Raw genomic sequence first — 23,008 nt, 5'->3', positions numbered from 1 at the left:
CCATGTCCATGACCCCCCAGGAAATCGTCTCCGAGCTCGACCACCACATCGTCGGGCAGCCCCAGGCCAAGCGCGCGGTCGCGATCGCGCTGCGCAACCGCTGGCGCCGCCAGCAGGTCGAGGAGAAGCTGCGCGCCGAGATCACGCCCAAGAACATCCTCATGATCGGCCCGACCGGGGTCGGCAAGACCGAGATCGCGCGCCGATTGGCGCGGCTGGCCGACGCGCCCTTCATCAAGGTGGAAGCCACCAAGTTCACCGAGGTCGGCTATGTCGGCAAGGACGTCGATTCGATCATCCGCGACCTGGCCGAGATCGCGATCAAGCAGACCCGCGAAGCCGAGAGCGCCAAGGTCCGCATGCGGGCCGAGGATGCGGCCGAGGAGCGCATCCTCGACGTGCTGCTGCCGCCGGCACGGCTGCCCGACGGCGCTGCCGGCGATGGCGCCAGCCCGACCCGCCAGGCCTTTCGCAAGAAGCTGCGCGAGCGTGCGCTCGACGACAAGGAGATCGAGATCGACCTGGCCGAGACCCGCCAGCCGCTCGAGATCATGGGACCGGCCGGCATGGAGGAAATGACCGAGCAGCTGCGCGGCATGTTCGGCCAGCTGGGGCAGGCCAAGCGCAAGACCCGCAAGCTCAAGATCGCCGAGGCGATGCGGCTCCTGATCGACGAAGAGGCCGCCAAGCTGGTCAACGAGGACGAGATCCGCAGCCAGGCGATCCACAACGCCGAGCAGAACGGCATCGTCTTCATCGACGAGATCGACAAGGTCGCGACCCGCAGCGAGGCGCAGGGTGCCGACGTTTCGCGCCAGGGCGTGCAGCGCGACCTGCTGCCGCTGGTCGAGGGCACGGCGGTGAGCACCAAGTACGGCGTGGTGCGCACCGACCACATCCTGTTCATCGCCAGCGGCGCCTTCCACCTCAGCAAGCCGAGCGACCTGATCCCCGAGCTGCAGGGCCGCTTCCCGATCCGGGTCGAGCTGCAGTCGCTGTCGGTGGCCGATTTCGAGAGTATCCTGACCCAGACCCAGGCTTCGCTGGTGAAGCAGTACCAGGCCTTGCTGGCGACCGAGGGCGTCACGCTCGAATTCACGCCCGAGGGCATCACGCGGCTCGCGAGCATCGCCTTCGATGTCAACGAGCGGACCGAGAACATCGGCGCGCGGCGGCTGTCGACCGTCATGGAGCGGCTGCTCGACGAAGTCAGCTTCGATGCCGCCAAGCTCGATGGCCAGGCGGTGCGCATCGACGCCGCCTATGTTGACGAACGTCTCCAGGCACTAAGTCACGACGAAGACCTTTCTCGATTCATCCTCTGAATCGGCTGGCGTAGGACGCGGCTCATGCATTACTTTCATTGCGTGAGCTAAGTGCTTCATTTGCAACGGAATTCGGTGTTTTTGCGCGTGCAAAAACACCGCTAAGTCGTTGATTCCATTACAAAAAATACCCCCGAGCCCCGGTTGCGGAGTAGGCGTTTCCTGCTACAGTGGAAAAAAGTGCAGTTAAGTGGGAAAAAGTGTCGAGCAAGGCCTGATTCGGGCCTCGCGACAATTCCCACCACCGGGGTCTCGTGGTCGTGTTTCAAGGCGCTTCATCGCTCAGTCTGGATGCCAAGGGGCGGCTCTCCGTGCCGACCCGGCATCGTGACGTCCTGAGCGCGACCGCCGGCGGCCAGCTGACGTTCACCAAGCATCCGCACGGCTGCCTGATGCTGTTCCCGCGTCCCGAGTGGGAGAAGTTCCGCGAGCGCATCGCCGCGCTGCCGATGTCGGCGCAGTGGTGGAAGCGGGTCTTCCTCGGCAACGCGATGGACGTCGAGATGGACGGCACCGGTCGCGTGCTGGTCTCGCCCGAACTGCGCGCCGCCGCCGGCATCACGCGCGATGCCCTGCTGCTCGGCATGGGCAACCACTTCGAACTCTGGGACAAGGCGACCTACGATGCCAAGGAGGCCGAGGCCACCCAGGGCCAGATGCCGGACGTATTCCAGGACTTCTCGTTCTGAGGCGCGCAGTGGAACAGCCGTGGACCCACACCACCGTCTTGTTGAAGGAAGCGGTGGATGCACTTTTCCCCGATGCCTCGGAGGCCGCGGGCACCTACGTGGACGCGACCTTCGGACGCGGGGGGCATGCCCGCGCGATCCTTGCGAGGCTCGGGCCCGCGGGCCGGCTGATCGCGTTCGACAAGGACGCGGAAGCGGTGGCCGAAGCAGCGCGCATCGAGGATGCGCGTTTTTCCATCCGCCACCAGGGCTTCAGGGACCTGGGGGAACTGCCGCGGTCCAGTGTGGCAGGCCTGCTGATGGACCTCGGTGTCAGCTCTCCCCAGATCGACAACCCCGCACGGGGTTTTTCTTTTCGTTTCGACGGACCGCTCGACATGCGCATGGACACCACGCGCGGCGAGAGCGTTTCCGAATGGCTGGCGACAGCCGAGCAGCAACAGATTGCGGAGGTGATTCGTGACTATGGCGAAGAACGGTTTGCTGTTCAGATTGCAAAGGCGATTGTTGCTCGCCGACAAGAACGGGGCCCAGTTTCAACCACCGCCGAGCTGGCCGAGCTCGTGGCTGGCGCGGTCAAAACCCGCGAGCCGGGCCAGAACCCTGCAACGCGCACATTTCAGGCTCTTCGGATTTTCATCAATGCCGAGCTTGAAGAGCTGCAACAGGCGCTAGAGGCGAGCCTGGCCGTGCTGCAGCCCGGGGGGCGCCTGGCCGTGATCAGCTTCCATTCGCTGGAAGACCGGATCGTGAAGCAGTTCATCGCCCAGCATTCGAAGGAGGTCTACGACCGCCGCGCGCCCTTCGCGGCGCCGAAGGCGATGAAGCTCAAGGCCCTGGCGCGCGTCAAGCCCTCGAAGGCCGAGGTCGAGGGCAACCCGCGCTCGCGCAGCGCGATCCTGCGCGTGGCCGAGCGCACCGGCGAGGGCCTCTGACATGGCGCGCCTCAACCTGCTGCTGCTGATCGCCGTGCTGGGCTCGGCGATGTACCTCGTCCACACGCAGTACCTGTCGCGCCAGCTCTTCACCGAGCTGCACCGGATCGAACTCGAGGCCCGCAGGCTCGAGCTCGACCGCGACCGGCTGCAGGTCGAGAAACGGGCGCAGGCGACGCCGCTGCGGGTCGAGAAACTGGCCAAGGAGCAGCTCAAGATGCGCACCACCTCGCCGGCCATCACGCAGTACGTGCGCGCCGACGGCACCGTGATCCCGGCCGTGGTGGCGCCTGCGCCCGCCACGCCGCCCGGCCGTGCCGCGCCGTCGAAGGGAGCCCACTGATGCCGCGCCGGAGCGTCCAATACACCACGAGCCCGCTGCTGGCGAGCAAGACGCCGGTCTGGCGCAGCAAGTTCATCGTCGCCGCGATCGCCGCCGGCTTCGCGCTGCTGGCCGCCCGCGCCGCCTACGTGCAGGTGCTCGACAACGCCTTCTTCCAGCGCCAGGGCGAAGTCCGCTTCACCCGCACGCTGGAGCTGCCGGCCAACCGCGGCCGGATCCTCGACCGCAACGGCCTGCTGCTGGCCTCCAGCGTGGTGGCGCCGAGCATCTGGGCGATCCCCGAGGACATCGAACGCGACGACCCGGAGGTCAAGGCCAAGCTCAGGCAGGTGGCCAAGCTGCTCGAGATGCCGCAGAAGGAGTTCGACAAGAAGCTCGAGGACGAGGACAAGACCTTCGTCTGGGTCAAGCGCCAGGTCGACGAACCGATCGCCAAGCAGATCGCCGCGCTCAACATCAAGGGCATCTACCAGCGCAAGGAATACAAGCGCCAGTACCCCGAGGGTGAGGCGGCGGCGCACGTGGTCGGCTTCACCAATGTCGAGGACAACGGCCAGGAAGGCATCGAACTCGCCTTCAACAAGGACCTGGGCGGCAAGGCCGGCTCGCGGCGCGTCATCAAGGACCGCCTGGGCCGAGTGGTCGAGGGGGTCGGCGAGCAGGTGCCGCCGGTGGACGGCAAGGACATCCAGCTCAGTGTCGACAGCAAGGTCCAGTTCTTCGCCTATCAGAAGCTGCGCGACGCCGTGACGATGCACAAGGCCAAGGCCGGCAGCGTGGTGGTTCTCGATGCCATCACCGGCGAGGTGCTGGCGCTGGCCAACTACCCGAGCTATGTGCCCGACAAGCGGCAGAACCTGACCGGTGAACAGCTGCGCAACCGGGCCCTGACCGACGTCTTCGAGCCCGGCTCGACCATGAAGCCGGTGACCGTCGGCATGGCGCTGGAGGCGGGCCGCGTCACACCGCAGACCGTGATCCCGACAGCGCCCGGCCGCATGAGCATCGGCGGCTTCACGATCAGCGACACCCACAACTACGGCGCGCTCACGGTCGAGGGCGTGATCCAGAAGTCGAGCAACATCGGGGCGCTGAAGATCGCCCAGCGGATGACGCCGCGTGAGATGTGGGACACCTATACCGCGCTCGGCTACGGCCAGAAGCCGCAGATCCAGTTCCCGGGCGCCGTCACCGGCCGCCTGCGGCCCTGGAAGTCGTGGAAGCCGGTCGAGCAGGCCACCATGGCCTACGGCTACGGCCTGTCGGCGTCGCTGTTCCAGATGGCGCACTCGTACACCGCGTTCGCGCACGACGGCGACATCATTCCGGCGACCATCCTCAAGAGCAGCGAGCCGGCGGTCGGCGTCAAGGTGTTCTCGGCCCAGAACGCGCTGGCGGTGCGCAAGATGCTGCAGATGGCGGCCGGCCCGGGCGGCACCGGGCCGCTGGCGCAGACCGTCGGCTACTCGGTCGGCGGCAAGTCCGGCACCGCGCACAAGCAGGTCGGCAAGGGCTATGCCAGCAACAAGTACCGCGCCTGGTTCACCGGCATGGCGCCGATCGAGAAGCCGCGCATCATCGTCGCGGTGATGATCGACGAGCCGAGCGCCGGCCAGTACTTCGGCGGCCTGGTGGCGGCGCCGGTGTTCAGCGAAGTCGTGCAGCAGACCCTGCGCATGATGAACGTGGCGCCCGATCTCGCAGTCAAACCCCTGGTCGTGACCAAGGGTGTGGAAGAGAGCTTCTGATGGGCGTGACGACGTTGCACAACCCCGCCGAAGCCGCCCGCTGGCTGCGTTCGCGCGTGCGCGGCACGCTGCACGCCGACAGCCGCGCGGTCGGCGCCGGCGATGGCTTCATCGCCTGGCCCGGCGCGGCGACCGACGGCCGGCGCTTCGTCGCCGCTGCGCTGGCCCAGGGCGCCTCGGCCTGCCTGGTCGAGCACGAGGGCAGCGCGGCCTTCGGCTTCGAGGGCGAGGCGATCGCCACCTACGCCGGCCTCAAGGCCGCGACCGGCCCGATCGCGGCCGCCTACTACGACACCCCCTCGGCCAGCCTGGACCTGATCGCCGTCACTGGCACCAACGGCAAGACCTCGACCGCCTGGTGGCTGGCGCAGGCGCTGTCGTCCAAGGCCGCCGATGCGGTGGGCTCGCCCTGCGCCGTGGTCGGCACGCTGGGCATCGGCGTGCCGCCCGATCTGACCTACACCGGGCTCACGACGCCCGACCCCGTCATGCTGCAGCGCGAGCTGCGCGGCTTCGTCGAGCGCGGCTTCGGCGCCTGCGCGATCGAGGCCTCGTCGATCGGCATCGCCGAGCGCCGGCTCGACGGCAGCCGGATCGCGGTGGCGGTGTTCACCAATTTCACCCAGGACCACCTGGACTACCACGGCAGCATGGAGGCCTACTGGCAGGCCAAGGCCGAGCTGTTCCGCTGGCCCGGCCTGCGCGCCGCGGTGGTCAACATCGACGACCTCCACGGCGCTTCGCTGGTGGCCGGCCTGATCGAGCAGGGCGTCGGCGCGCTCGATGTCTGGACGGTCTCGGCCGCGGGCGCTCCGGCCCGGCTGATGGCGCAGGACGTCGGCTACGACGCCCAGGGGCTGACCTTCACGGTGGTCGAGGACGGTGCGCCGGCGCAGCGCCTGGCCACCTCGCTGATCGGCCAGTACAACGTCGCCAACCTGCTCGGCGTGATCGGCGCCTTGCGGGCGCTCGGCCTGCCGCTCGACGCGGCGGTTCGGGCCTGCACCGGGCTCGACAGCGTGCCGGGCCGCATGGAGCGCCTGAGCCTGCCCGGCCGGCCGCTGGCGGTGGTCGACTATGCCCACACGCCCGATGCGCTCGACAAGGCGCTGGCCGGCCTGCGGCCGCTGGCGCGCCAGCGCGGCGGTGCGCTGTGGTGCCTGTTCGGCTGCGGCGGCGACCGCGACAGCGCCAAGCGGCCGATGATGGCCGCCGTGGCCGAGACGCAGGCCGACCGCGTGGTCGTCACCAGCGACAACCCGCGCAGCGAGAAGCCGTCGGCCATCATCAGCCAGATCCTGCTCGGGCTGGCGCGCCCCGAAGCGGCGCAGGTCGAGCCCGACCGGGCCCGGGCGATCGCCGAGACGCTGGCCCAGGCCCGCCCGGAAGACGTGGTGCTGCTCGCCGGCCGCGGCCACGAGGCCTGGCAGGAAATCGCCGACGAGCGCATTGCGTTCTCGGACCGGGCGCATGCGCTCGATGCGCTCACGGCAAGGAGCGGTGGATGACCGACACGCAGGCAGCGACCCCCATGATGACGCTCGGCCAGGCCCTGGCCTGGATCCCGGGCGCCCGGCTGGTCGGCGATCCGGCGACGCCGATCCTGCGCGTCCACACCGACACCCGCAGCCTCGCGGCCGGCGACCTGTTCGTCGCGCTGAAGGGCGAACGCTTCGACGCCAACCAGTTCCTGGGCGATGCCCGGGCGCGCGGCGCCGTGGCCGCGATCGCCCATGGCGGGCTCGAGGCGGCCGGCCTGGCGGGTCTCGAAGTGGCGGACAGCCTGGTGGCACTGGGCGCCCTGGCGGCGGGCTGGCGCGCTCAGTTCGACCTGCCGCTGATCGCGGTCACCGGCAGCAACGGCAAGACCACCGTGACGCAGATGATCGCGTCGATCCTGCGCGCCGCCTGCGGCGAGGGCGCGCTGGCCACGGCCGGCAACTTCAACAACGAGATCGGCGTGCCGCTGACCCTGCTGCGCCTGCGCGCCCGCCACCAGCGCTCGGTGGTCGAGCTGGGCATGAACCACCCGGGCGAGATCGAGCGGCTGGCGCGGATCGCGCGGCCGACCATCGCCCTGGTCAACAACGCCCAGCGCGAGCACCAGGAGTTCATGGCCACGGTCGAGGCGGTGGCGCGCGAGAACGGGGCGGTCTTCGAGGCCCTGCCGCCGCAAGGCACGGCCGTCTTCCCGCACGCCGACGAATTCGCGCCGCTGTGGAGCGAGATCGCCCATCGGGCGGCGTCCCGGCGCTGCCTGAGCTTCGGCGACCAGGCCGGTGCCGACATCGCGCTGGGGTCCGCCGACTGGGCCGACGGCGCCTGGCGGGTCGAGGCCCGCACGCCGCTGGGCGAGCTGCGCTTCAGGCTCGGCATCGCCGGCCGCCACAACGTCATCAATGCGCTGGCGGCGATCGCCTGCGCGCTTGCCAGCGGCGTGTCGCTCGACCGCATCGCCGAAGGGCTGTCCGCCTTCGAGCCGGTCAAGGGCCGTTCCAGGGCGATCGCGCTGCGGCTGGCCGGCGGCCGGACGATCACCCTGGTCGACGACACCTACAACGCCAATCCCGATTCGATGCTGGCCGCGATCGACGTGCTCGCCGCGCTGCCGGGCCCGCGCCTGCTGGTGATCGGCGACATGGGCGAGGTCGGCGACCAGGGGCCGCAGTTCCATGCCGAGGTCGGCCAGCGGGCGCGCGAGCGCGGCATCGACGCGGTGTACGCGCTCGGCCGCGAATCGGCGCACAGCATCGCCGCCTTCCAGGACCCGGCCGCGGGCCGCCATTTCGACGACATCGATTCGCTCAACGCCGCGGTGCTGGCGCAGCTGCCGCTGGCCGGCAGCGTGCTGGTCAAGGGCTCGCGCTTCATGCAGATGGAGCGCGTGGTCCACGCCGCCGCGGGCTGGGCCGAATCACGACAACAACAAGACAAGGAGGCCGGTCATGCCGCATGAGTCGCGCATCGAGGCCCGTTCACCCATGCCCCATTTCGCGCCGAGGTTCCGCCCATGCTGCTGAGCCTCGCCCTGTGGCTGCAAAGCCTGTCGCCGGATTTCGGTTTCCTGCGGGTCTTCCAGTACCTGACCTTCCGCGCCCTCATGGCCTCGCTCACCGCGCTGCTGCTCGGCCTGGCCGCCGGTCCTTTCGTGATCCGGCGCCTGACGGCGCTCAAGATCGGACAGCAGGTGCGCAGCTACGGCATGGAGACGCACCTGACCAAGAGCGGCACGCCGACCATGGGCGGCGTGCTGGTGCTGTTCTCGATCGCGTTCTCGACCTTGCTGTGGTTCGACCTCTCGAACCGCTTCGTCTGGATCGTGCTGTGGGTCACGCTGGGCTTCGGCGCCATCGGCTGGGTCGACGACTGGCGCAAGGTGGTGCGCAAGGACCCCGAGGGCATGCGTTCGCGCGAGAAGTACTTCTGGCAGTCGGTGGTCGGGCTGGTGGCCGGCTTCTACCTGCTGTTCAGCATCTCCGAGAGCTCCAACTGGCGCGTGCTCGAACTGTTCTACGCCTGGGTGCGCTCGGGTTTCGACCTCGACTTTCCGCCCAAGATCAACCTGCTGGTGCCCTTCTTCAAGGAGGTCAGCTATCCGCTCGGCGGCATCGGCTTCGTGATCCTGACCTACCTGGTGATCGTCGGCGCCAGCAACGCGGTGAACCTCACCGACGGCCTCGACGGGCTGGCGATCATGCCGGTCGTCATGGTCGGCTCGGCGCTCGGCGTGTTCGCCTATGTCACGGGCAGCGCGGTCTATTCGCGCTACCTGCTGTTCCCGCACATCCCGGGCTCCGGCGAGCTGCTGGTCTTCTGCTCGGCCATGGCCGGCGCCGGCCTGGCCTTCCTGTGGTTCAACACCCATCCGGCGCAGGTCTTCATGGGCGACGTCGGCGCGCTCGCGCTCGGTGGCGCGCTCGGCACCATCGCCGTGATCGTCCGCCAGGAGATCGTGTTCTTCGTGATGGGCGGCATCTTCGTGGTCGAGGCGATCTCGGTGATGGCCCAGGTCACGTACTTCAAGTACACCAAGAAGCGCTTCGGCGAAGGCCGGCGGGTGCTCAAGATGGCGCCGCTGCACCACCATTTCGAGAAGAGCGGCTGGCGCGAGACCCAGGTCGTGGTCCGCTTCTGGATCATCACGATGCTGCTGTGCCTGGTCGGCCTGTCCAGCCTGAAGCTGCGTTGACACCATGCGGCATCTGAAAGACCTCCACGTCCTCGTCCTCGGCCTCGGTGCGTCCGGGCTGGCGATGGCGCGCTGGTGCGCGCGCCACGGCGCCGTGCTCACGGTCGCCGACACCCGCGAGGCGCCGCCGCAGCTGGCGGCCCTGCGCGCCGAGCTGCCCGGCGCCGTGTTCGTCGGCGGACCGCTGACGGCCGCGCTGGTCGAAGGCACGCCGGTGCGCGCGGTGTACCGCTCGCCGGGGCTGTCGCCGGCGTCGGTGGCGCCGGTGATCGATGCGGCCCGGGCGATGGGCCTGCCGGTGGGGGGCGAGCTGGACCTGTTCGCGCGCGCGCTGGCGGACCTGCGGATCGTGGAAGAGGCGCAGGCGGTCGAAGCGGTCGTGGCGCCGGAGCCGGCCGCGCAAGCGGAGCCCGCGCCCGAAGTCGTTGAGCCCGATGCGGCCGATACGACCGAGGCGGCCGAAGCACCTGAACCCGCCGCCGCGCTGCCCGACGATGACGACGATTCGTTCACCCCGCTGGCCGAGCCGGTGGTCGTGCCGCCGGCGCCCAAGGGCTACACGCCCGCGGTGCTGGCCATCACCGGCACCAACGGCAAGACCACCGTGACCGCGCTCACCGGCCAATTGGTCGAGCGCGCCGGCAAGAGCGTCGCCGTGGCCGGCAACATCGGCCCGACCCTGCTCGACACCCTGTCGGCCCGGATCGACGCCGACGACCTGCCCGAGGTCTGGGTGCTCGAGCTGTCGAGCTTCCAGCTCGACGGCGTGCAGGACTTCGAGCCGACCGCCGCCACCGTGCTGAACCTGTCGCAGGACCACCTCGACTGGCATGGCGACATGGCCGCCTACGCCGCGGCCAAGGCGCGCGTCTTCGGCCGCAAGGGTGTGATGGTGCTCAACCGCGAGGATGCCGCCGTCATGGCGATGCGGCCGGCGCCGGTCAAGCTGGCGCGGGGCCAGGTGGCGCGCAGCGTCATCACCTTCGGCGCGGCGATGCCGCTGCGGCCCGGGGACTACGGCATCGAGCGCCTCAACGGCATGGCCTGGCTGGTGCGTGCGCTCGAAGCCGACGAGACCCAGAAACGCAAGCGGGGTGCCGCGGTCGAGGAGGAAGAGATCTTCATCCAACGCCTGATGCCGGCCGATGCGCTGCGCATCCGCGGCCGCCACAACGCGCTCAACGCGCTGGCGGCGCTGGCACTGGCCACCGCCGCGGGCTGCCAGCTGGCGCCGATGCTCTACGGGCTGCGCGAATACCGCGGCGAGCCGCACCGGGTCGAGCCGGTGGCGATCGTCGGCGACGTCGAGTACTTCGACGACAGCAAGGGCACCAATGTCGGCGCCACCGTCGCCGCGCTGGTGGGCCTCGGCGAGGAGCGCCGGCTGGTGGTGATCCTCGGCGGCGAGGGCAAGGGCCAGGACTTCACGCCGCTGGCCGCGCCGGTGGCGCAGTACGCCCGCGCCGTGATCCTGATCGGCCGCGACGCGCCGTTGATCGAGGCCGCCCTCGCGGCCACCGGCATCCCGCTGCTGGGCGCCGCCTCGCTGGCCGAGGCCGTGACACTGGCGGCCGGCCGCGCGCACCCGGGCGACGCCGTGCTGCTGTCGCCGGCCTGCGCCAGCTTCGACATGTTCCGCGACTACGCGCACCGTGCGCAGGTCTTCTGCGAGGCCGTCGAGGCGCTGGCCGATCTGCCGTCGAACCCCGTGTCGGAGGCGTCATGAACAGCGCGAGCGCCGCCACGTCCAACAAGACCGGCCGCTTCAGCGGCTGGTTCAGCCGTGCCAAGAGCGGCATCGATGCCCTGCCCATGCACCTGCCGGTGCGGCTCGGCAACGCCGGCATGACGCAGACCAAGGCGGCCCCGGTGCGCGTGCTCGGCTTCGACCAGGCCCTGGTCTGGGTCACCGTGGCGCTGCTGGCCTGGGGCTTGGTGATGGTCTATTCGGCCTCGATCGCGCTGTCCGACAGCCCGCGCTTCACCCGCGCCGGGTACACGCCGACCTTCTTCCTCACGCGCCACGCGGCCTCGCTGGTGATCGCCGCGATCGCCGGCCTGCTGGCCTTCCAGGTGCCGATGAAGACCTGGGAGCGCGCCGCGCCCTGGCTCTTCGTCGCCTCGCTGCTGCTGCTGGTGGCGGTGCTGGTGCCGCACGTCGGCATCAATGTCAACGGCGCCCGCCGCTGGCTGCCGCTGGGCTTCATGCGCTTCCAGCCCTCGGAGCTGGCCAAGCTCGCGATGGTGCTCTATGCGGCCAGCTACATGGTGCGCAAGATGGAGATCAAGGAGCGCTTCTTCCGCGCCGTGCTGCCGATGGGCATCGCGGTGGTGGTGGTCGGCATGCTGGTGATGGCCGAGCCCGACATGGGTGCCTTCATGGTGATCGCGGTGATTGCCATGGGCATCCTGTTCCTGGGCGGCGTCAATGCGCGGATGTTCTTCGTCATCGCGGCGCTGGTCGTGGTGGCCTTCAGCACCATCGTGGCGACCAGCCCCTGGCGGCGCGAGCGGATCTTCGCCTACCTCGACCCCTGGAGCGAGGAGCACGCGCTCGGCAAGGGCTACCAGCTGTCGCACTCGCTGATCGCGATCGGCCGCGGCGAAGTCTTCGGCGTCGGCCTCGGCGGCAGCGTCGAGAAGCTGCACTGGCTGCCCGAGGCCCACACCGACTTCCTGATGGCCGTGATCGGCGAGGAGTTCGGCCTGGTCGGCGTGCTGCTGGCGATCGCGCTGTTCCTCTGGCTCACGCGCCGGATCATGCACATCGGCCGCCAGGCGATCGCGCTCGACCGCGTGTTCTCGGGCCTGGTGGCGCAGGGCATCGGCATCTGGATCGGCTTCCAGACCTTCATCAACATGGGGGTGAACCTCGGCGCGCTGCCGACCAAGGGCCTGACCCTGCCGCTGATGAGCTTCGGCGGGTCGGCCATCCTGTTGAACGTGGTGGCGCTGGCCGTGGTGCTGCGGATCGACTACGAGAACCGCGTTCTCATGCGCGGAGGCCGCGTATGAGCAGAACGGCATTGGTCATGGCGGGCGGGACCGGAGGACACATCTTCCCGGGCCTGGCCGTGGCCGAGGCCCTGCGCGAGCGCGGCTGGCGTGTCCACTGGCTCGGTGCGCCGGGCAGCATGGAAGAAAAGCTGGTGCCGCCGCGCGGCTTCGCCTTCGAACCGGTGCAGTTCGGCGGCGTGCGCGGCAAGGGACCGTTGACCCTGGCCTTGCTGCCCATGCGCCTGCTGCGCGCCTTCCTGCAGAGCATTGCCGTGGTGCGCCGCGTCAAGCCCGACGTGGTGGTCGGCCTCGGCGGCTACATCACCTTCCCGGGCGGCATGATGAGCGTGCTGCTCGGCAAGCCGCTGGTGCTGCACGAGCAGAACTCGGTCGCGGGCCTGGCCAACAAGGTGCTCGCGAGCGTGGCCGACCGCGTCTTCACGGCGTTCCCGAACGTCATCAAGAAGGCGCAGTGGGTGGGCAACCCCTTGCGCGCCGCCTTCCTGAAGCAGGGCGAGCCGGCTGCGCGCTTCGCAGGCCGCGCTGGTCCGCTCAAGCTGCTGGTGGTCGGCGGCAGCCTCGGCGCCCGCGCGCTCAACGCCGTGGTGCCGAAGGCGCTGGCCCTGATCGCCCCGGCCGAGCGGCCGCAGGTCACCCACCAGAGTGGTGCCAAGCAGATCGACGAACTGCGGGCCAACTACGCCGCCGCCGGCGTCGACGGCCAACTCACTCCTTTCATCGACGACACGGCGCAGGCCTATGCCGACGCCGACCTGGTCGTCGCCCGTGCCGGTGCCAGCACCGTCACCGAAATCGCGGCCGTCGGCGCAGCAGCGCTGTTCGTGCCATTTCCCTCCGCCGTGGACGACCACCAGACCACCAATGCCCGCTTCCTTGTCGACGCCGGCGGTGGCTGGCTCGTTCAACAAACCGAACTGACACCCGAATTGCTGGCCGAATTGCTACAGAACACCGGGCGCGCTGCGCTCCTCGAACGCGCCATGAAGGCCAAGTCGATGCAGAAAACCGAAGCGGTCGACCACGTCGTCCGCGCTTGCGAGGAGCTTGCCAAATGAAGCACGCCATTCGTCACATCCACTTCGTCGGCGTCGGCGGCTCGGGCATGAGCGGCATCGCCGAAGTGCTGCTCAACCTCGGCTACAAGATCTCCGGCTCGGACCTGGCCGACAGCGCGACCCTCAAGCGCCTGGCCAGCCTCGGCATCGCGACCTTCGTCGGCCATGACGCGGCCCACATCGCGGGCGCCGACGCGGTCGTGACATCGACCGCGGTCAACGCCGACAACCCCGAGGTGGTGGCGGCGCGCGAGAAGCGCATCCCGGTGGTGCCGCGCGCCATGATGCTGGCCGAGCTGATGCGGCTCAAGCAGGGGATCGCGATCGCCGGCACCCACGGCAAGACCACCACCACCAGCCTGGTGGCGAGCGTGCTGGCCGCGGCCGGCTTCGATCCGACCTTCGTGATCGGCGGCCGGCTCAACAGCGCCGGCGCCAATGCGCAGCTCGGCAGCGGCGACTACATCGTGGTCGAGGCCGATGAATCCGATGCCTCGTTCCTGAACCTGCTGCCGGTGATGGCGGTGGTCACGAACATCGACGCCGACCACATGGAGACCTACGGGCACGACTTCGCGAAGCTCAAGAAGGCCTTCGTCGACTTCCTGCACCGCATGCCCTTCTATGGCGTCGCGATCCTGTGCACCGACGATCCGGCGGTGCGCGAGGTCGTGACCCAGGTGTCCTGCCCGGTGACCAGCTACGGCTTCGGCGAGGAAGCCCAGGTGCGCGCGGTCAACGTGCGCGCGGTGGGTTCGCAGATGCACTTCACGGCCCAGCGCCGCAACGGCGTCACGCTGCCCGACCTCGACATCGTGCTGAACCTGCCGGGCGAGCACAACGTGCGCAACGCGCTGGCGGTGATCGCGGTGGCGGTCGAGCTCAGCGTGCCCGACGAAGCGGTGCAGCGCGGCCTGGCCGACTTCAAGGGCGTGGGCCGGCGCTTCCAGCGCTATGGCGAAGTGGCGCTGCCGGGCGGCCGTCCGGGTCAGTTCACGCTGATTGACGACTACGGCCACCACCCGGTCGAAATGGCGGCCACCATCGCCGCGGCGCGCGGCGCCTTTCCGGGCCGGCGGCTGGTGCTGGCCTTCCAGCCGCACCGCTTCACGCGCACCCGGGACTGCTTCGAGGATTTCGTCAAGGTCATCGGCCAGGCCGACGCGGTGCTGCTGGGCGAGGTCTACGCCGCCGGCGAGGCCCCGATCGTGGCCGCCGACGGCCGCTCGCTGGCGCGTGCGCTGCGCGTCGCGGGCAAGGTCGAACCGGTGTTCGTCGACGAGATCGCGGCAATGCCGCAGGCGATCCTGGACAACGCGCGCGATGGCGATGTCCTGATCTGCATGGGCGCCGGATCGATCGGCGCCGTGCCGGCCAAGGTGGTCGAGATCGGCGCCCTGGCGCCGCAGAAGTCGGAGCGCTTCACGCGCGAAGGGAGGGCGCTGTGAGCGTCGTGGAATCCAAGGCCCTGGGCAAGGTGGCGGTGCTGTTCGGCGGCAGCTCGGCCGAGCGCGAGATCTCCATCATGTCGGGCACCGGCGTGCTGGAGGCGCTGCGTTCGCGCGGCGTCGATGCCCACCCCTTCGATCCGGCCGATCGCGATCTGGCCGAACTCAGGCGCGAGGGCTTCGCCCGCTGCTTCGTCGCGCTGCACGGACGCCACGGCGAGGACGGCACAGTGCAGGGCGCGCTCGAATTGCTCGGCATTCCCTATACCGGTTCCGGCGTCATGGCGTCGAGCGTGGCCATGGACAAGGTCATGACCAAGCGCATCTGGCAGGCAGACGGCCTGCCGACGCCGCGCTATGTGCGCCTGGCCTTCGACCAGCAGAGCCGCGAGCAGATCAACGCCGTGCCCGACGTGCTGGGCCTGCCGCTGATCGTGAAGCCGCCGCGCGAGGGTTCCTCGATCGGCGTGACCAAGGTCGAGGGCTATTCGCAGATGCAGGATGCGGTGGCGCTGGCGGTGCGCTACGACGCCGACGTGCTGTGCGAGGAGTTCATCGAGGGCGAAGAGGTCACCTGCGCCCTGCTGGGCAGCGGCCTCGACGCCGTGGCGCTGCCGGTGGTGCGCATCGCCGCGCCCGAGGGCGCCTACGACTACCAGAACAAGTACTTCACCGACGACGTCAAGTACCACTGCCCGAGCGGCCTGCCCGAGGCCGAAGAGCACGAGATCCGGCGCATCGCGCTGGCCGCCTACCACCAGCTCGGCTGCCGTGGCTGGGGGCGCGCCGACCTGATGATCCGGGCCAGCGACCGCAAGCCCTTCCTGCTCGAGATGAACACCTCGCCCGGCATGACCAGCCACTCGCTGGTGCCGATGTCGGCGCGGGCCGCCGGCATCGCCTACGAGGACCTCTGCCTGCGCGTGCTGGCGACGGCCACGCTCGATTCCGGAACGCCGAACCGCAGCGAGGCGAACTGATGGCCGACAGCATCTCCGTCCCCTTCGACGTCAAGCTCATGAACGTGCTCGCGACCCTCGTGTTCGCGCTGTTCGCGCTCATGCTGCTGGCGGCGGGCGGCTGGTGGGTGCTGCGCCAACCCTTCTTCCCGCTGGCCGGCATCAAGGTCGATGGCGAGGTCACGCACAACAACGCGGTCACCTTGCGCGCCAACGTGGCGCCGCAGCTGGCGGGCAACTTCTTCACGGTCGACCTGGCGCGCGCGCGCGCCGCCTTCGAGTCGGTGCCGTGGGTGCGCAAGGCGGTGGTGCGGCGCGAGTTCCCGAACAAGCTGCGCGCCACGCTGACCGAGCACGTGCCGGTGGCGCACTGGGGCGACGAGGCCGGCTCGAAGCTGATCAACGGCTTCGGCGAGGTGTTCGAAGCCAACGTGGCCGAGGTCGACGACAACCTGCCGCGGCTGGACGGCCCGCCCGAGCAGGCCGGCCAGGTGCTGGGCATGTACCGGGTCCTGGCGCCGCTGTTCAAGCCCTACGACCTCGCGATCGACGAGCTCACGCTGACCGGTCGCGGCAGCTGGCGGGCGCAGCTCGACACCGGCGCCGTGCTCGAACTCGGACGCGGGCAGGGCGATGAGGTGGTGGCCCGCACAGAGCGCTTCCTGCGCACCGTGACGCCGGTGGCGAGCCAGTACGGGCGCACGGTGGCGGCGGTCGAGGGCGCCGACCTGCGACACAACGAGGGCTATGCGCTGCGGTTGCGTGGCGTGACGACGGTCGTTGCCGACCCGAAGAAAAAGTAGAGAGAGCGAACAGAGGAAGCACATGTCCAAAGAGTACAAAGATCTCGTTGTCGGCCTCGACATCGGCACCGCCAAGGTGATGGCGGTGGTCGCCGAGGTGCTGCCCAACGGCGAGCTCAAGCTGGCCGGGCTCGGCATCGCGCCGAGCAACGGGCTCAAGCGCGGGGTGGTGGTCAACATCGACGCCACCGTGCAGAGCATCCAGCAGGCCCTCAAGGAGGCCGAGCTGATGGCCGACTGCAAGATCAGCCGGGTCTACACGGGGATCACCGGCAGCCACATCCGCGGCATCAATTCGAGCGGCATGGTGGCGGTGAAGGACAAGGAAGTCACGCCGGCCGACGTCGCCCGCGTGGTGGAAACGGCACGCGCGATCAACATCTCGAGCGACCAGCGCCTGCTGCTGGTCGAGCCGCAGGAGTTCGTGATCGACGGCCAGGACGTCAAGGAGCCGATCGGCATGAGCGGCATGCGGCTGGAGGCCAAGGTGCACATCGTGACCGGTGCCCAGAGCGCGGCCGAGAACATCATCAAGTGCGTGCGCCGCTGCGGCCTCGAGGTCGACCAGCTGATGCTGAACCCGCTGGCCTCCAGCCTGGCGGTGTTGACCGAGGACGAGCGCGAACTCGGCGTGGTGCTGGTCGACATCGGCGCCGGCACCACCGACGTCGCGATCTTCACCAACGGCGCGATCCGCCACACGGCGGTGATCCCGATCGCCGGCGACCTGATCACCAGCGACATCGCGATGGCGCTGCGCACGCCCACCAAGGACGCCGAGGACATCAAGGTCGAGAATGGCTACGCCAAGCAGCTGCTGGCCGACCCCGACACCCAGGTCGAGGTTCCGGGCCTGGGCGACCGCGGCCCGCGGATGCTGAGCAAGCAGGCGCTGGCCGGCGTGATCGAACCGCGGATCGAGGAGATCTTCTCGCTGGTGCAGCAGGTGGTGCGCGAGTCGGGCTACGAGGAAGTGCTGTCCTCGGGCGTGGTGCTGACCGGCGGCAGCGCCGTGATGCCGGGCATGGTCGAGCTCGGCGAGGACATCTTCCTGAAGCCGGTGCGGCGCGGCATTCCGAAGTATTCGAGCGCGCTGTCGGACATGGTCGCGCAGCCGCGCGCCGCCACCGTCATGGGCCTGCTCGAGGAGGCCCGCTATGCGCGCCTGCGCGGCTTCAAGGTGGCGCAGAAGAACGGCTCGGTCAAGACCGCGTTCGGGCGCTTCAAGGACTTCATCGTGGGGAACTTCTGACATGACCCCCCACCGTCTCTGGCTGGCGCGGGGCAGTCCCCCGCTGCATTTCAACGAGCGATGGCGGCGAACCGGACCTCCGCCCCTGACCGCGCTCAACTGCATACCCACAACAAATTCATTCATCAATAAACGGCAACTGCAAATTCAAGGAGTCAGAAAAATGGCTATCGAAATGATCGAGATCGAAGAGTTCAACCAGGGCACCCAGATCAAGGTGATCGGCGTCGGCGGCGGCGGCGGCAACGCGGTCGCCCACATGATGGAGCGCGGCGTGCAAGGGGTGCAGTTCGTCTGCGCCAACACCGACGCCCAGGCGCTGTCGCGCAGCAACGCCCACAAGACGATCCAGCTCGGTACCAACGGCCTGGGCGCCGGCAGCAAGCCCGAGAAGGGCCGCGACGCCGCCGAGGCCGCGATCGACGACATCCGCGAATCGATCGCCGGCGCGCACATGCTGTTCATCACGGCCGGCATGGGCGGCGGCACGGGCACCGGTGCGGCGCCCGTGATCGCGCGCATCGCCAAGGAGATGGGCATCCTCACGGTGGGCGTGGTGACCAAGCCCTTCGACTGGGAAGGCGGCCGCCGGATGACCAATGCCGACCAGGGCCTGGCCGAGCTCGAGGCCAACGTCGACTCGCTGATCGTGGTGCTCAACGAGAAGCTGCTCGACGTGCTCGGCGAGGACGTGACGCAGGACGAGGCCTTCGCCCATGCCAACGACGTGCTGAAGAACGCGGTCGGCGGCATCTCGGAGATCATCAACGAATACGGCGGCGTCAACGTCGACTTCGAAGACGTGCGCACCGTGATGGGCGAGCCCGGCAAGGCGATGATGGGCACGGCTGCGGCCAGCGGCCCGGACCGCGCCCGCATCGCCGCCGAGCAGGCCGTGGCCTGCCCGCTGCTCGAAGGCATCGACCTGTCGGGCGCCAAGGGCGTGCTGGTGCTGGTGACGGCCTCGAAGTCTTCGCTCAAGCTGAGCGAATCGAAGCTCGCGATGAACACCATCCGCGCCTACGCATCGCCGGACGCGCACGTGATCTACGGCGCCGCCTACGACGACGCCCTCGGCGACGAGATGCGCGTCACCGTGGTGGCCACCGGCCTGTCGCGCCAGGATGCACGCCGCCAGGCACCGACGCTCGAAGTGATCCGCACCGGCACCGACAACATCGCGTTCACCGTGCCGACCCTCGGCACCGGCACCGGCCACGCCGCCAGCCAGCCGAACTACGACGGCATGGCGGTGCCCAGCGTGTGGCGCACCAACCGCACCATGGCCGCGGCCAAGGTCGATGCGCTGTCGTCGGGCGGCATGGACGACTTCGAGATCCCGGCCTTCCTGCGCCGCCAGGCCGATTGATGGTTCGCAAAGCTACTGCGCGCCCCGATTTTGCGCCTGCGATGCTCGCCGTACCCAGGTACGGCTCCGCTTCTCGGCGCAACCTCGGAGCGCTCGCTACGCTTTTCGAACCATCAATCAATCCGCATAGGCCCATATGACGGCTATCGGGGACATAGCGAGGCGTGCGGCGCAGCGGACGGCGCGCGCCTCTAAAATGCCCTCCGTGCTGTCCCAACGAACCCTCAAGTCGATCACCCGCGCCGTTGGCGTGGGGCTGCACAGCGGCCAGCGGGTCGAGCTCACCTTGCGGCCGGCACCGGTCGACCACGGCATCGTGTTCCGCCGGGTCGACCTGCCGGAGCCGGTCGAGATCGCGATGACGGCCGAGTCGGTGACCGACACCCGGCTGGCGTCGACCGTCTCGGCGGGCGGCGCCAAGGTCCAGACCGTCGAGCACCTGATGTCGGCCTGCGCCGGCCTGGGCATCGACAACCTGCTGATCGACATCACGGCCGACGAGGTGCCGATCCTCGACGGTTCGGCATCGTCCTTCGTCTTCCTGCTGCAGAGCGCGGGCATCCAGCCGCAGGCGGCGCCGCGGCGCTTCATCCGGGTCACCAAGCCGGTCGAAGTGCGCGAAGGCGAAGGCGCGGATGCCAAGTGGGCGCGGCTCGAGCCCTACCACGGCTACAAGCTCAGTTTCGAGATCGACTTCGACCACCGGGTGGTCAACTCGACCGGCCAGCGGGTCGAGTTCGACCTCGGCAGCGGCTCCTACAGCCGCGACATCGCACGCGCGCGCACCTTCGGGTTCACCAAGGAAGTCGAGTACATGCGCTCCAAGGGCCTGGCGCTCGGCGGCGGGCTCGACAACGCGATCGTGATGGACGACACCAAGGTGCTCAATGCCGGCGGGCTGCGCTACGACGACGAATTCGTCAAGCACAAGATCCTCGACGCGATGGGCGACCTGTACGTCATCGGGCGGCCCCTGCTGGCCGCCTACAGCGCCTTTCGCTCCGGCCATGCGCTCAACAACAAGCTGCTGCGCGAGCTGCTCGCCCATCCGGATGCCTACGAGGTCGTGACCTTCGACGACGAGAAGCGGGCCCCGTCCGGCTTCGCCGAAGTCGCGCGCGCCTGGTAGCGCGGCGGCGCCGATGCTTCTGTTCCGCTGGGCCATCCTGCTGCTGTTGCTGGCGGCCGGTGTCTCGTTCGCGTTCTATGCCGGCACCGGGCAGCTCAAGTACCGGCGCTTCGGCTGGATCGTGCTCAAGTGGACCTTGCTGGCGGCCTTCGGCTTCTTTGCGGTGCTGATCGCGGAGCGGGCTTTCTGAGACCTTGCGGGACAGACCAAGAAACTGCGCAGCAGTTTTTGCTCTGTCCTCGACCTCGTGAGACCTTGCGGGACAGACCAAGAAACTGCGCAGCAGTTTTTGCTCTGTCCTCAACTGATTAGATCTCAGCGCGTCCGGCCGTCCCGATAACGCCCACTCGTGCTGCGCCCCAGCACGGTCGCCTGCCCGAGCCGCGCCAGCGACGCGCCCACGTGGGCATGCGTGATCGCGATGCCGAGTGCGTCGGCCGCATCGCTGCCCGGCAGCCCCGGCAGATGAAGCAGCCGCTTGACCATCTCCTGGACCTGCGCCTTGGCGGCCCGCCCGTGGCCCGCCACGGCCTGCTTCATCTGCAGTGCCGTGTATTCCGACACCGCGAGATCGCGGGTCACCAGGGCCGTGAGGCAGGCGCCGCGGGCCTGGCCCAGCAGCAGCGTGGACTGCGGATTGACGTTGACGAAGACGATCTCGACCGCGGCCGCGTCGGGCTGGTAGCGCGCCGCCAGTTCGCCGATGCCGTCGAACAGCACCTTCAGCCGCGCCGGCAGCTCGCCGGTGCCGAGGTGGCGGGTGCTGATGGTGCCGCTGGCGACATAGCGCAGCGCGTGGCCGTCGACGTCGACCACGCCGAAGCCGGTGGTCTGCAGTCCGGGGTCGATGCCGAGGATGCGCATGGGCGTCACACCTGGAAGTACCAGCGCACGGCGTGGAAGAAAACGGGCGCCGCGAAACACAGCGCATCGACCCGGTCGAGCAGGCCGTTGGCACCGGTCACGCCGACGCCGCGCCGGCCCCAGTTCGGAATGCCGCGATCGCGCTTGAGCGCCTTCATCACGAGATGGCCCATCGAGCCGGCCACGCAGGCGATCAGCGACATCGCGAAGGCCTGGCCGAACTTGAACGGCGTGATGAACGAGAACAGGCCGCCGACCACGCCCGCGATCGCCATGCCGAGCGCCCAGCTGGTCCAGTTGAAGCTGCGGCTGACGTTCGGGGCGAAGGGCGGCTGCATGAACAGCCGGTACCGGATCGCGCCCAGCAGGCCCGGCAGGCGCTCGGGTGCCGGCGCGCCCTCGTCCGGCATCGCCTTGCGCCGCGACACCAGGTGCTGCACCAACATGCAGCTCTGGACCACGATCACCAGGAAAAAGACCAGGAAGGCGCTCTTGCCCTCGTAGCCCGGAAAGGACAGAAGCAGCAGGGCCGGCACGTGGCTCATGCCGTAGACGCAGACCATGATGCCCCACTGCAGCTTGGCGTTGCGCTCGAGGAAGTGGCTCGGGTCGTCGGCCAGCGCGCTCACGACCGGAATGGCGAGGAACACGTAGACCGGAATGAACACCGTGAAGAGGTCGAAGTGGGCGGTCGCCACCAGCCAGAACTGGATCGGCAGCACCACGAAGAAAGCCAGGATCAGGCTGCGATGGTCGCCGCGCCGGGTCGGCGAGAGCGTGATGAACTCGCGCAGCGCCAGGAAGGCGATCAGTGCGAACAGCAGGGTCGCCACCCGTTCGCCCAGGGCCCAGCCGACCCAGAACACCACCACCATGAACCAGGTGGTGCTCAGCAGCGCGCGGAAATGCCGCAGTTCGCGCTGCCAGATCTCGTCGTGGACCGGGTTGCGGCGCTCCCTGAAGCTCAGCAGGAAGGCGACGGTACTGACGATGAACAGCAGGCCAAAGACAATGACGAACAGGGCCGCGACCTGGTGCGTCGGGGAAAGGCTGCGCAGGTAGTTGTTCATCTAGACGTTCCGCAGCGCCACCACGGCCTCGCGCGCCCGGTCGAGAAAGGGCCGGCGTTCCTCGCCCTCTTCGAGCTTGATCGGCGCGCCGAAGGTGACCGAACACAGGATCGGCACCGGCACCACCTCGCCCTTGGGCATCACGCGCTGCACGTTGTCGATCCAGGCCGGCACCAGCACGACCTCGGGGAACATCTGGGCCAGCGTGAACAGCCCCGACTTGAATTTCTGCGGTTCACCCGTGTGGCCGCGCGTGCCCTCGGGAAAGATGATGATCGAGTAGCCGCCCTGCAGGGCTTCGATCAGCGGCTGCAGCGGCGCCAGCGCTTCGGCGCTGCCCGGCGGCGCGAGCGGCGAAGGCTCCGGTTCGGGGGCCGGCTGCGACAGCGGAATCTCGAACTGCGCGCCGGCGGGCTCGGCCGCGGCGAATGCGGCGGGCGCCTCGTCGAGCGAGGGTTCGATACGGACCGCGGGCGGTGGCTCGGGCGGTGCCGGCGGCACCACCGGCGCGCCGCCGCCGCGCTCGACATAGATCGCGTGGAACACCTCGGTCGTGATCCAGCGCTTGAAGGGCGTGTTGGCCCAGTAGTCGCGCGCCGCGATCGGCCGCGTGATGCCGCGCAGTTCCTCGGGCAGGGCAGCCCAGATCATCACGAGGTCGAGATGGCTCTGGTGGTTGGCGAAGTAGATGCGCTGCTCGGCCTTGGGCGGGCAGCCCCACCAGCGCGCCTGGGCGCCGGTGAGCAGCCGGATCAGGCCCAGCAATCCCCACCCCGTGAACTTTGCAAGCAACATGGTCCCGATGATACGGG

The 23,008-nt window shown here is 69.0% G+C and carries 21 protein-coding genes; 18 read left to right on the top strand and 3 right to left on the bottom strand.

Features of this window, described 5'->3' with window-relative positions; genetic code table 11:
* Window positions 1-2: 2 nt before the first annotated feature.
* The 18 genes from hslU to QTI17_RS14455 all read left to right on the top strand — a co-directional run bounded on the left by hslU (window position 3) and on the right by QTI17_RS14455 (window position 20,452).
* On the top strand, window positions 3-1,325 hold the full coding sequence (gene hslU, locus QTI17_RS14540; protein ID WP_286533962.1) for an ATP-dependent protease ATPase subunit HslU: 1,323 nt from the start codon (window positions 3-5) through the stop codon (window positions 1,323-1,325).
* Between the two features lie 260 nt (window positions 1,326-1,585).
* The gene (gene mraZ / locus QTI17_RS14535; protein ID WP_286523971.1) at window positions 1,586-2,014 is read left to right on the top strand and encodes a division/cell wall cluster transcriptional repressor MraZ; all 429 of its coding nucleotides are present in this window, start codon (window positions 1,586-1,588) and stop codon (window positions 2,012-2,014) included.
* A gap of 8 nt (window positions 2,015-2,022) precedes the next feature.
* Complete coding sequence (rsmH, locus tag QTI17_RS14530) at window positions 2,023-2,949, top strand: 16S rRNA (cytosine(1402)-N(4))-methyltransferase RsmH (protein ID WP_286533961.1); 927 nt, start codon at window positions 2,023-2,025, stop codon at window positions 2,947-2,949.
* 1 nt (window position 2,950) lies between these two features.
* Window positions 2,951-3,292: a cell division protein FtsL gene (gene ftsL, locus QTI17_RS14525; RefSeq protein ID WP_286533960.1), complete on the top strand. Its 342-nt coding sequence runs from the start codon at window positions 2,951-2,953 to the stop codon at window positions 3,290-3,292.
* Window positions 3,292-5,040, top strand: a complete 1,749-nt coding sequence (locus QTI17_RS14520; protein ID WP_286533958.1) for a peptidoglycan D,D-transpeptidase FtsI family protein — start codon at window positions 3,292-3,294, stop codon at window positions 5,038-5,040. The genes ftsL and QTI17_RS14520 overlap by 1 nt, the downstream gene beginning before the upstream one ends.
* Complete coding sequence (locus QTI17_RS14515) at window positions 5,040-6,548, top strand: UDP-N-acetylmuramoyl-L-alanyl-D-glutamate--2,6-diaminopimelate ligase (protein WP_503011052.1); 1,509 nt, start codon at window positions 5,040-5,042, stop codon at window positions 6,546-6,548. Before QTI17_RS14520 ends, QTI17_RS14515 begins: the two co-directional genes overlap by 1 nt.
* Window positions 6,545-7,996 carry a UDP-N-acetylmuramoyl-tripeptide--D-alanyl-D-alanine ligase gene (locus tag QTI17_RS14510; RefSeq protein ID WP_286533957.1) on the top strand — a complete coding sequence of 484 codons (1,452 nt, stop codon included), beginning with the start codon at window positions 6,545-6,547 and terminating at the stop codon, window positions 7,994-7,996. Before QTI17_RS14515 ends, QTI17_RS14510 begins: the two co-directional genes overlap by 4 nt.
* 54 nt (window positions 7,997-8,050) lie before the next feature.
* Window positions 8,051-9,229, top strand: a complete 1,179-nt coding sequence (gene mraY, locus QTI17_RS14505) for a phospho-N-acetylmuramoyl-pentapeptide-transferase (protein WP_286523864.1) — start codon at window positions 8,051-8,053, stop codon at window positions 9,227-9,229.
* Window positions 9,230-9,233: 4 nt separating this feature from the next.
* Complete coding sequence (murD, locus tag QTI17_RS14500; RefSeq protein WP_286533956.1) at window positions 9,234-10,955, top strand: UDP-N-acetylmuramoyl-L-alanine--D-glutamate ligase; 1,722 nt, start codon at window positions 9,234-9,236, stop codon at window positions 10,953-10,955.
* Complete coding sequence (gene ftsW, locus QTI17_RS14495; protein ID WP_286533955.1) at window positions 10,952-12,244, top strand: putative lipid II flippase FtsW; 1,293 nt, start codon at window positions 10,952-10,954, stop codon at window positions 12,242-12,244. Before murD ends, ftsW begins: the two co-directional genes overlap by 4 nt.
* Window positions 12,241-13,302, top strand: coding sequence for an undecaprenyldiphospho-muramoylpentapeptide beta-N-acetylglucosaminyltransferase (gene murG / locus QTI17_RS14490; RefSeq protein ID WP_286533954.1), 1,062 nt, complete (start codon window positions 12,241-12,243; stop codon window positions 13,300-13,302). Before ftsW ends, murG begins: the two co-directional genes overlap by 4 nt.
* Entirely contained in the window at window positions 13,299-14,750 is a 1,452-nt protein-coding gene (murC, locus tag QTI17_RS14485) for a UDP-N-acetylmuramate--L-alanine ligase (RefSeq protein ID WP_286523855.1), read from the top strand. The genes murG and murC overlap by 4 nt, the downstream gene beginning before the upstream one ends.
* A 5-nt stretch (window positions 14,751-14,755) precedes the next feature.
* Window positions 14,756-15,730 carry a D-alanine--D-alanine ligase gene (locus QTI17_RS14480; protein WP_503011060.1) on the top strand — a complete coding sequence of 325 codons (975 nt, stop codon included), beginning with the start codon at window positions 14,756-14,758 and terminating at the stop codon, window positions 15,728-15,730.
* Window positions 15,730-16,512 (top strand): cell division protein FtsQ/DivIB, encoded by a 783-nt coding sequence (locus QTI17_RS14475; RefSeq protein ID WP_286533951.1) that lies wholly within the window; start codon window positions 15,730-15,732, stop codon window positions 16,510-16,512. Before QTI17_RS14480 ends, QTI17_RS14475 begins: the two co-directional genes overlap by 1 nt.
* A 22-nt stretch (window positions 16,513-16,534) precedes the next feature.
* On the top strand, window positions 16,535-17,764 hold the full coding sequence (ftsA, locus tag QTI17_RS14470) for a cell division protein FtsA (RefSeq protein WP_286368870.1): 1,230 nt from the start codon (window positions 16,535-16,537) through the stop codon (window positions 17,762-17,764).
* Between the two features lie 163 nt (window positions 17,765-17,927).
* Window positions 17,928-19,133, top strand: a complete 1,206-nt coding sequence (ftsZ, locus tag QTI17_RS14465; RefSeq protein WP_286523849.1) for a cell division protein FtsZ — start codon at window positions 17,928-17,930, stop codon at window positions 19,131-19,133.
* Between the two features lie 205 nt (window positions 19,134-19,338).
* Window positions 19,339-20,262 (top strand): UDP-3-O-acyl-N-acetylglucosamine deacetylase, encoded by a 924-nt coding sequence (lpxC, locus tag QTI17_RS14460; RefSeq protein ID WP_286533950.1) that lies wholly within the window; start codon window positions 19,339-19,341, stop codon window positions 20,260-20,262.
* A 13-nt stretch (window positions 20,263-20,275) separates the two neighbouring features.
* Window positions 20,276-20,452, top strand: coding sequence for a hypothetical protein (locus QTI17_RS14455; RefSeq protein ID WP_286504600.1), 177 nt, complete (start codon window positions 20,276-20,278; stop codon window positions 20,450-20,452).
* 125 nt (window positions 20,453-20,577) lie between these two features.
* Here the strand turns inward: QTI17_RS14455 and ruvC are convergent, their stop codons facing one another.
* The 3 genes from ruvC to QTI17_RS14440 are packed head-to-tail and all read right to left on the bottom strand — an operon-like array spanning window position 20,578 to window position 22,988.
* Entirely contained in the window at window positions 20,578-21,126 is a 549-nt protein-coding gene (gene ruvC, locus QTI17_RS14450; RefSeq protein ID WP_286533949.1) for a crossover junction endodeoxyribonuclease RuvC, read from the bottom strand.
* A gap of 5 nt (window positions 21,127-21,131) precedes the next feature.
* Window positions 21,132-22,196, bottom strand: coding sequence for a phosphatidate cytidylyltransferase (locus QTI17_RS14445; protein WP_286533948.1), 1,065 nt, complete (start codon window positions 22,194-22,196; stop codon window positions 21,132-21,134).
* Window positions 22,197-22,988, bottom strand: coding sequence for a lysophospholipid acyltransferase family protein (locus tag QTI17_RS14440; protein ID WP_286534397.1), 792 nt, complete (start codon window positions 22,986-22,988; stop codon window positions 22,197-22,199).
* Between the last annotated feature and the right edge of the window lie 20 nt (window positions 22,989-23,008).

The organism is Variovorax sp. J31P179, assembly GCF_030316985.1.
Lineage (GTDB): Bacteria > Pseudomonadota > Gammaproteobacteria > Burkholderiales > Burkholderiaceae_C > Variovorax > Variovorax ginsengisoli_B.
Note: the sequence above shows the minus strand (reverse complement) of the source record. Positions and strands in the feature narration are given on the sequence as shown.

What these genes read in the sequence shown, in the direction of transcription:
- QTI17_RS14445 (WP_286533948.1), bottom strand. Translation starts at nt 22,196, where the DNA reads ATGAACAACTACCTGCGCAGCCTTTCCCCGACGCACCAGGTCGCGGCC.
- ftsZ (WP_286523849.1), top strand. Translation starts at nt 17,928, where the DNA reads ATGGCTATCGAAATGATCGAGATCGAAGAGTTCAACCAGGGCACCCAG.
- QTI17_RS14510 (WP_286533957.1), top strand. Translation starts at nt 6,545, where the DNA reads ATGACCGACACGCAGGCAGCGACCCCCATGATGACGCTCGGCCAGGCC.
- QTI17_RS14520 (WP_286533958.1), top strand. Translation starts at nt 3,292, where the DNA reads ATGCCGCGCCGGAGCGTCCAATACACCACGAGCCCGCTGCTGGCGAGC.
- hslU (WP_286533962.1), top strand. Translation starts at nt 3, where the DNA reads ATGTCCATGACCCCCCAGGAAATCGTCTCCGAGCTCGACCACCACATC.
- QTI17_RS14515 (WP_503011052.1), top strand. Translation starts at nt 5,040, where the DNA reads ATGGGCGTGACGACGTTGCACAACCCCGCCGAAGCCGCCCGCTGGCTG.
- ftsL (WP_286533960.1), top strand. Translation starts at nt 2,951, where the DNA reads ATGGCGCGCCTCAACCTGCTGCTGCTGATCGCCGTGCTGGGCTCGGCG.
- ftsW (WP_286533955.1), top strand. Translation starts at nt 10,952, where the DNA reads ATGAACAGCGCGAGCGCCGCCACGTCCAACAAGACCGGCCGCTTCAGC.
- murG (WP_286533954.1), top strand. Translation starts at nt 12,241, where the DNA reads ATGAGCAGAACGGCATTGGTCATGGCGGGCGGGACCGGAGGACACATC.
- ruvC (WP_286533949.1), bottom strand. Translation starts at nt 21,126, where the DNA reads ATGCGCATCCTCGGCATCGACCCCGGACTGCAGACCACCGGCTTCGGC.
- QTI17_RS14475 (WP_286533951.1), top strand. Translation starts at nt 15,730, where the DNA reads ATGGCCGACAGCATCTCCGTCCCCTTCGACGTCAAGCTCATGAACGTG.
- ftsA (WP_286368870.1), top strand. Translation starts at nt 16,535, where the DNA reads ATGTCCAAAGAGTACAAAGATCTCGTTGTCGGCCTCGACATCGGCACC.
- murC (WP_286523855.1), top strand. Translation starts at nt 13,299, where the DNA reads ATGAAGCACGCCATTCGTCACATCCACTTCGTCGGCGTCGGCGGCTCG.
- QTI17_RS14455 (WP_286504600.1), top strand. Translation starts at nt 20,276, where the DNA reads ATGCTTCTGTTCCGCTGGGCCATCCTGCTGCTGTTGCTGGCGGCCGGT.
- murD (WP_286533956.1), top strand. Translation starts at nt 9,234, where the DNA reads ATGCGGCATCTGAAAGACCTCCACGTCCTCGTCCTCGGCCTCGGTGCG.
- mraY (WP_286523864.1), top strand. Translation starts at nt 8,051, where the DNA reads ATGCTGCTGAGCCTCGCCCTGTGGCTGCAAAGCCTGTCGCCGGATTTC.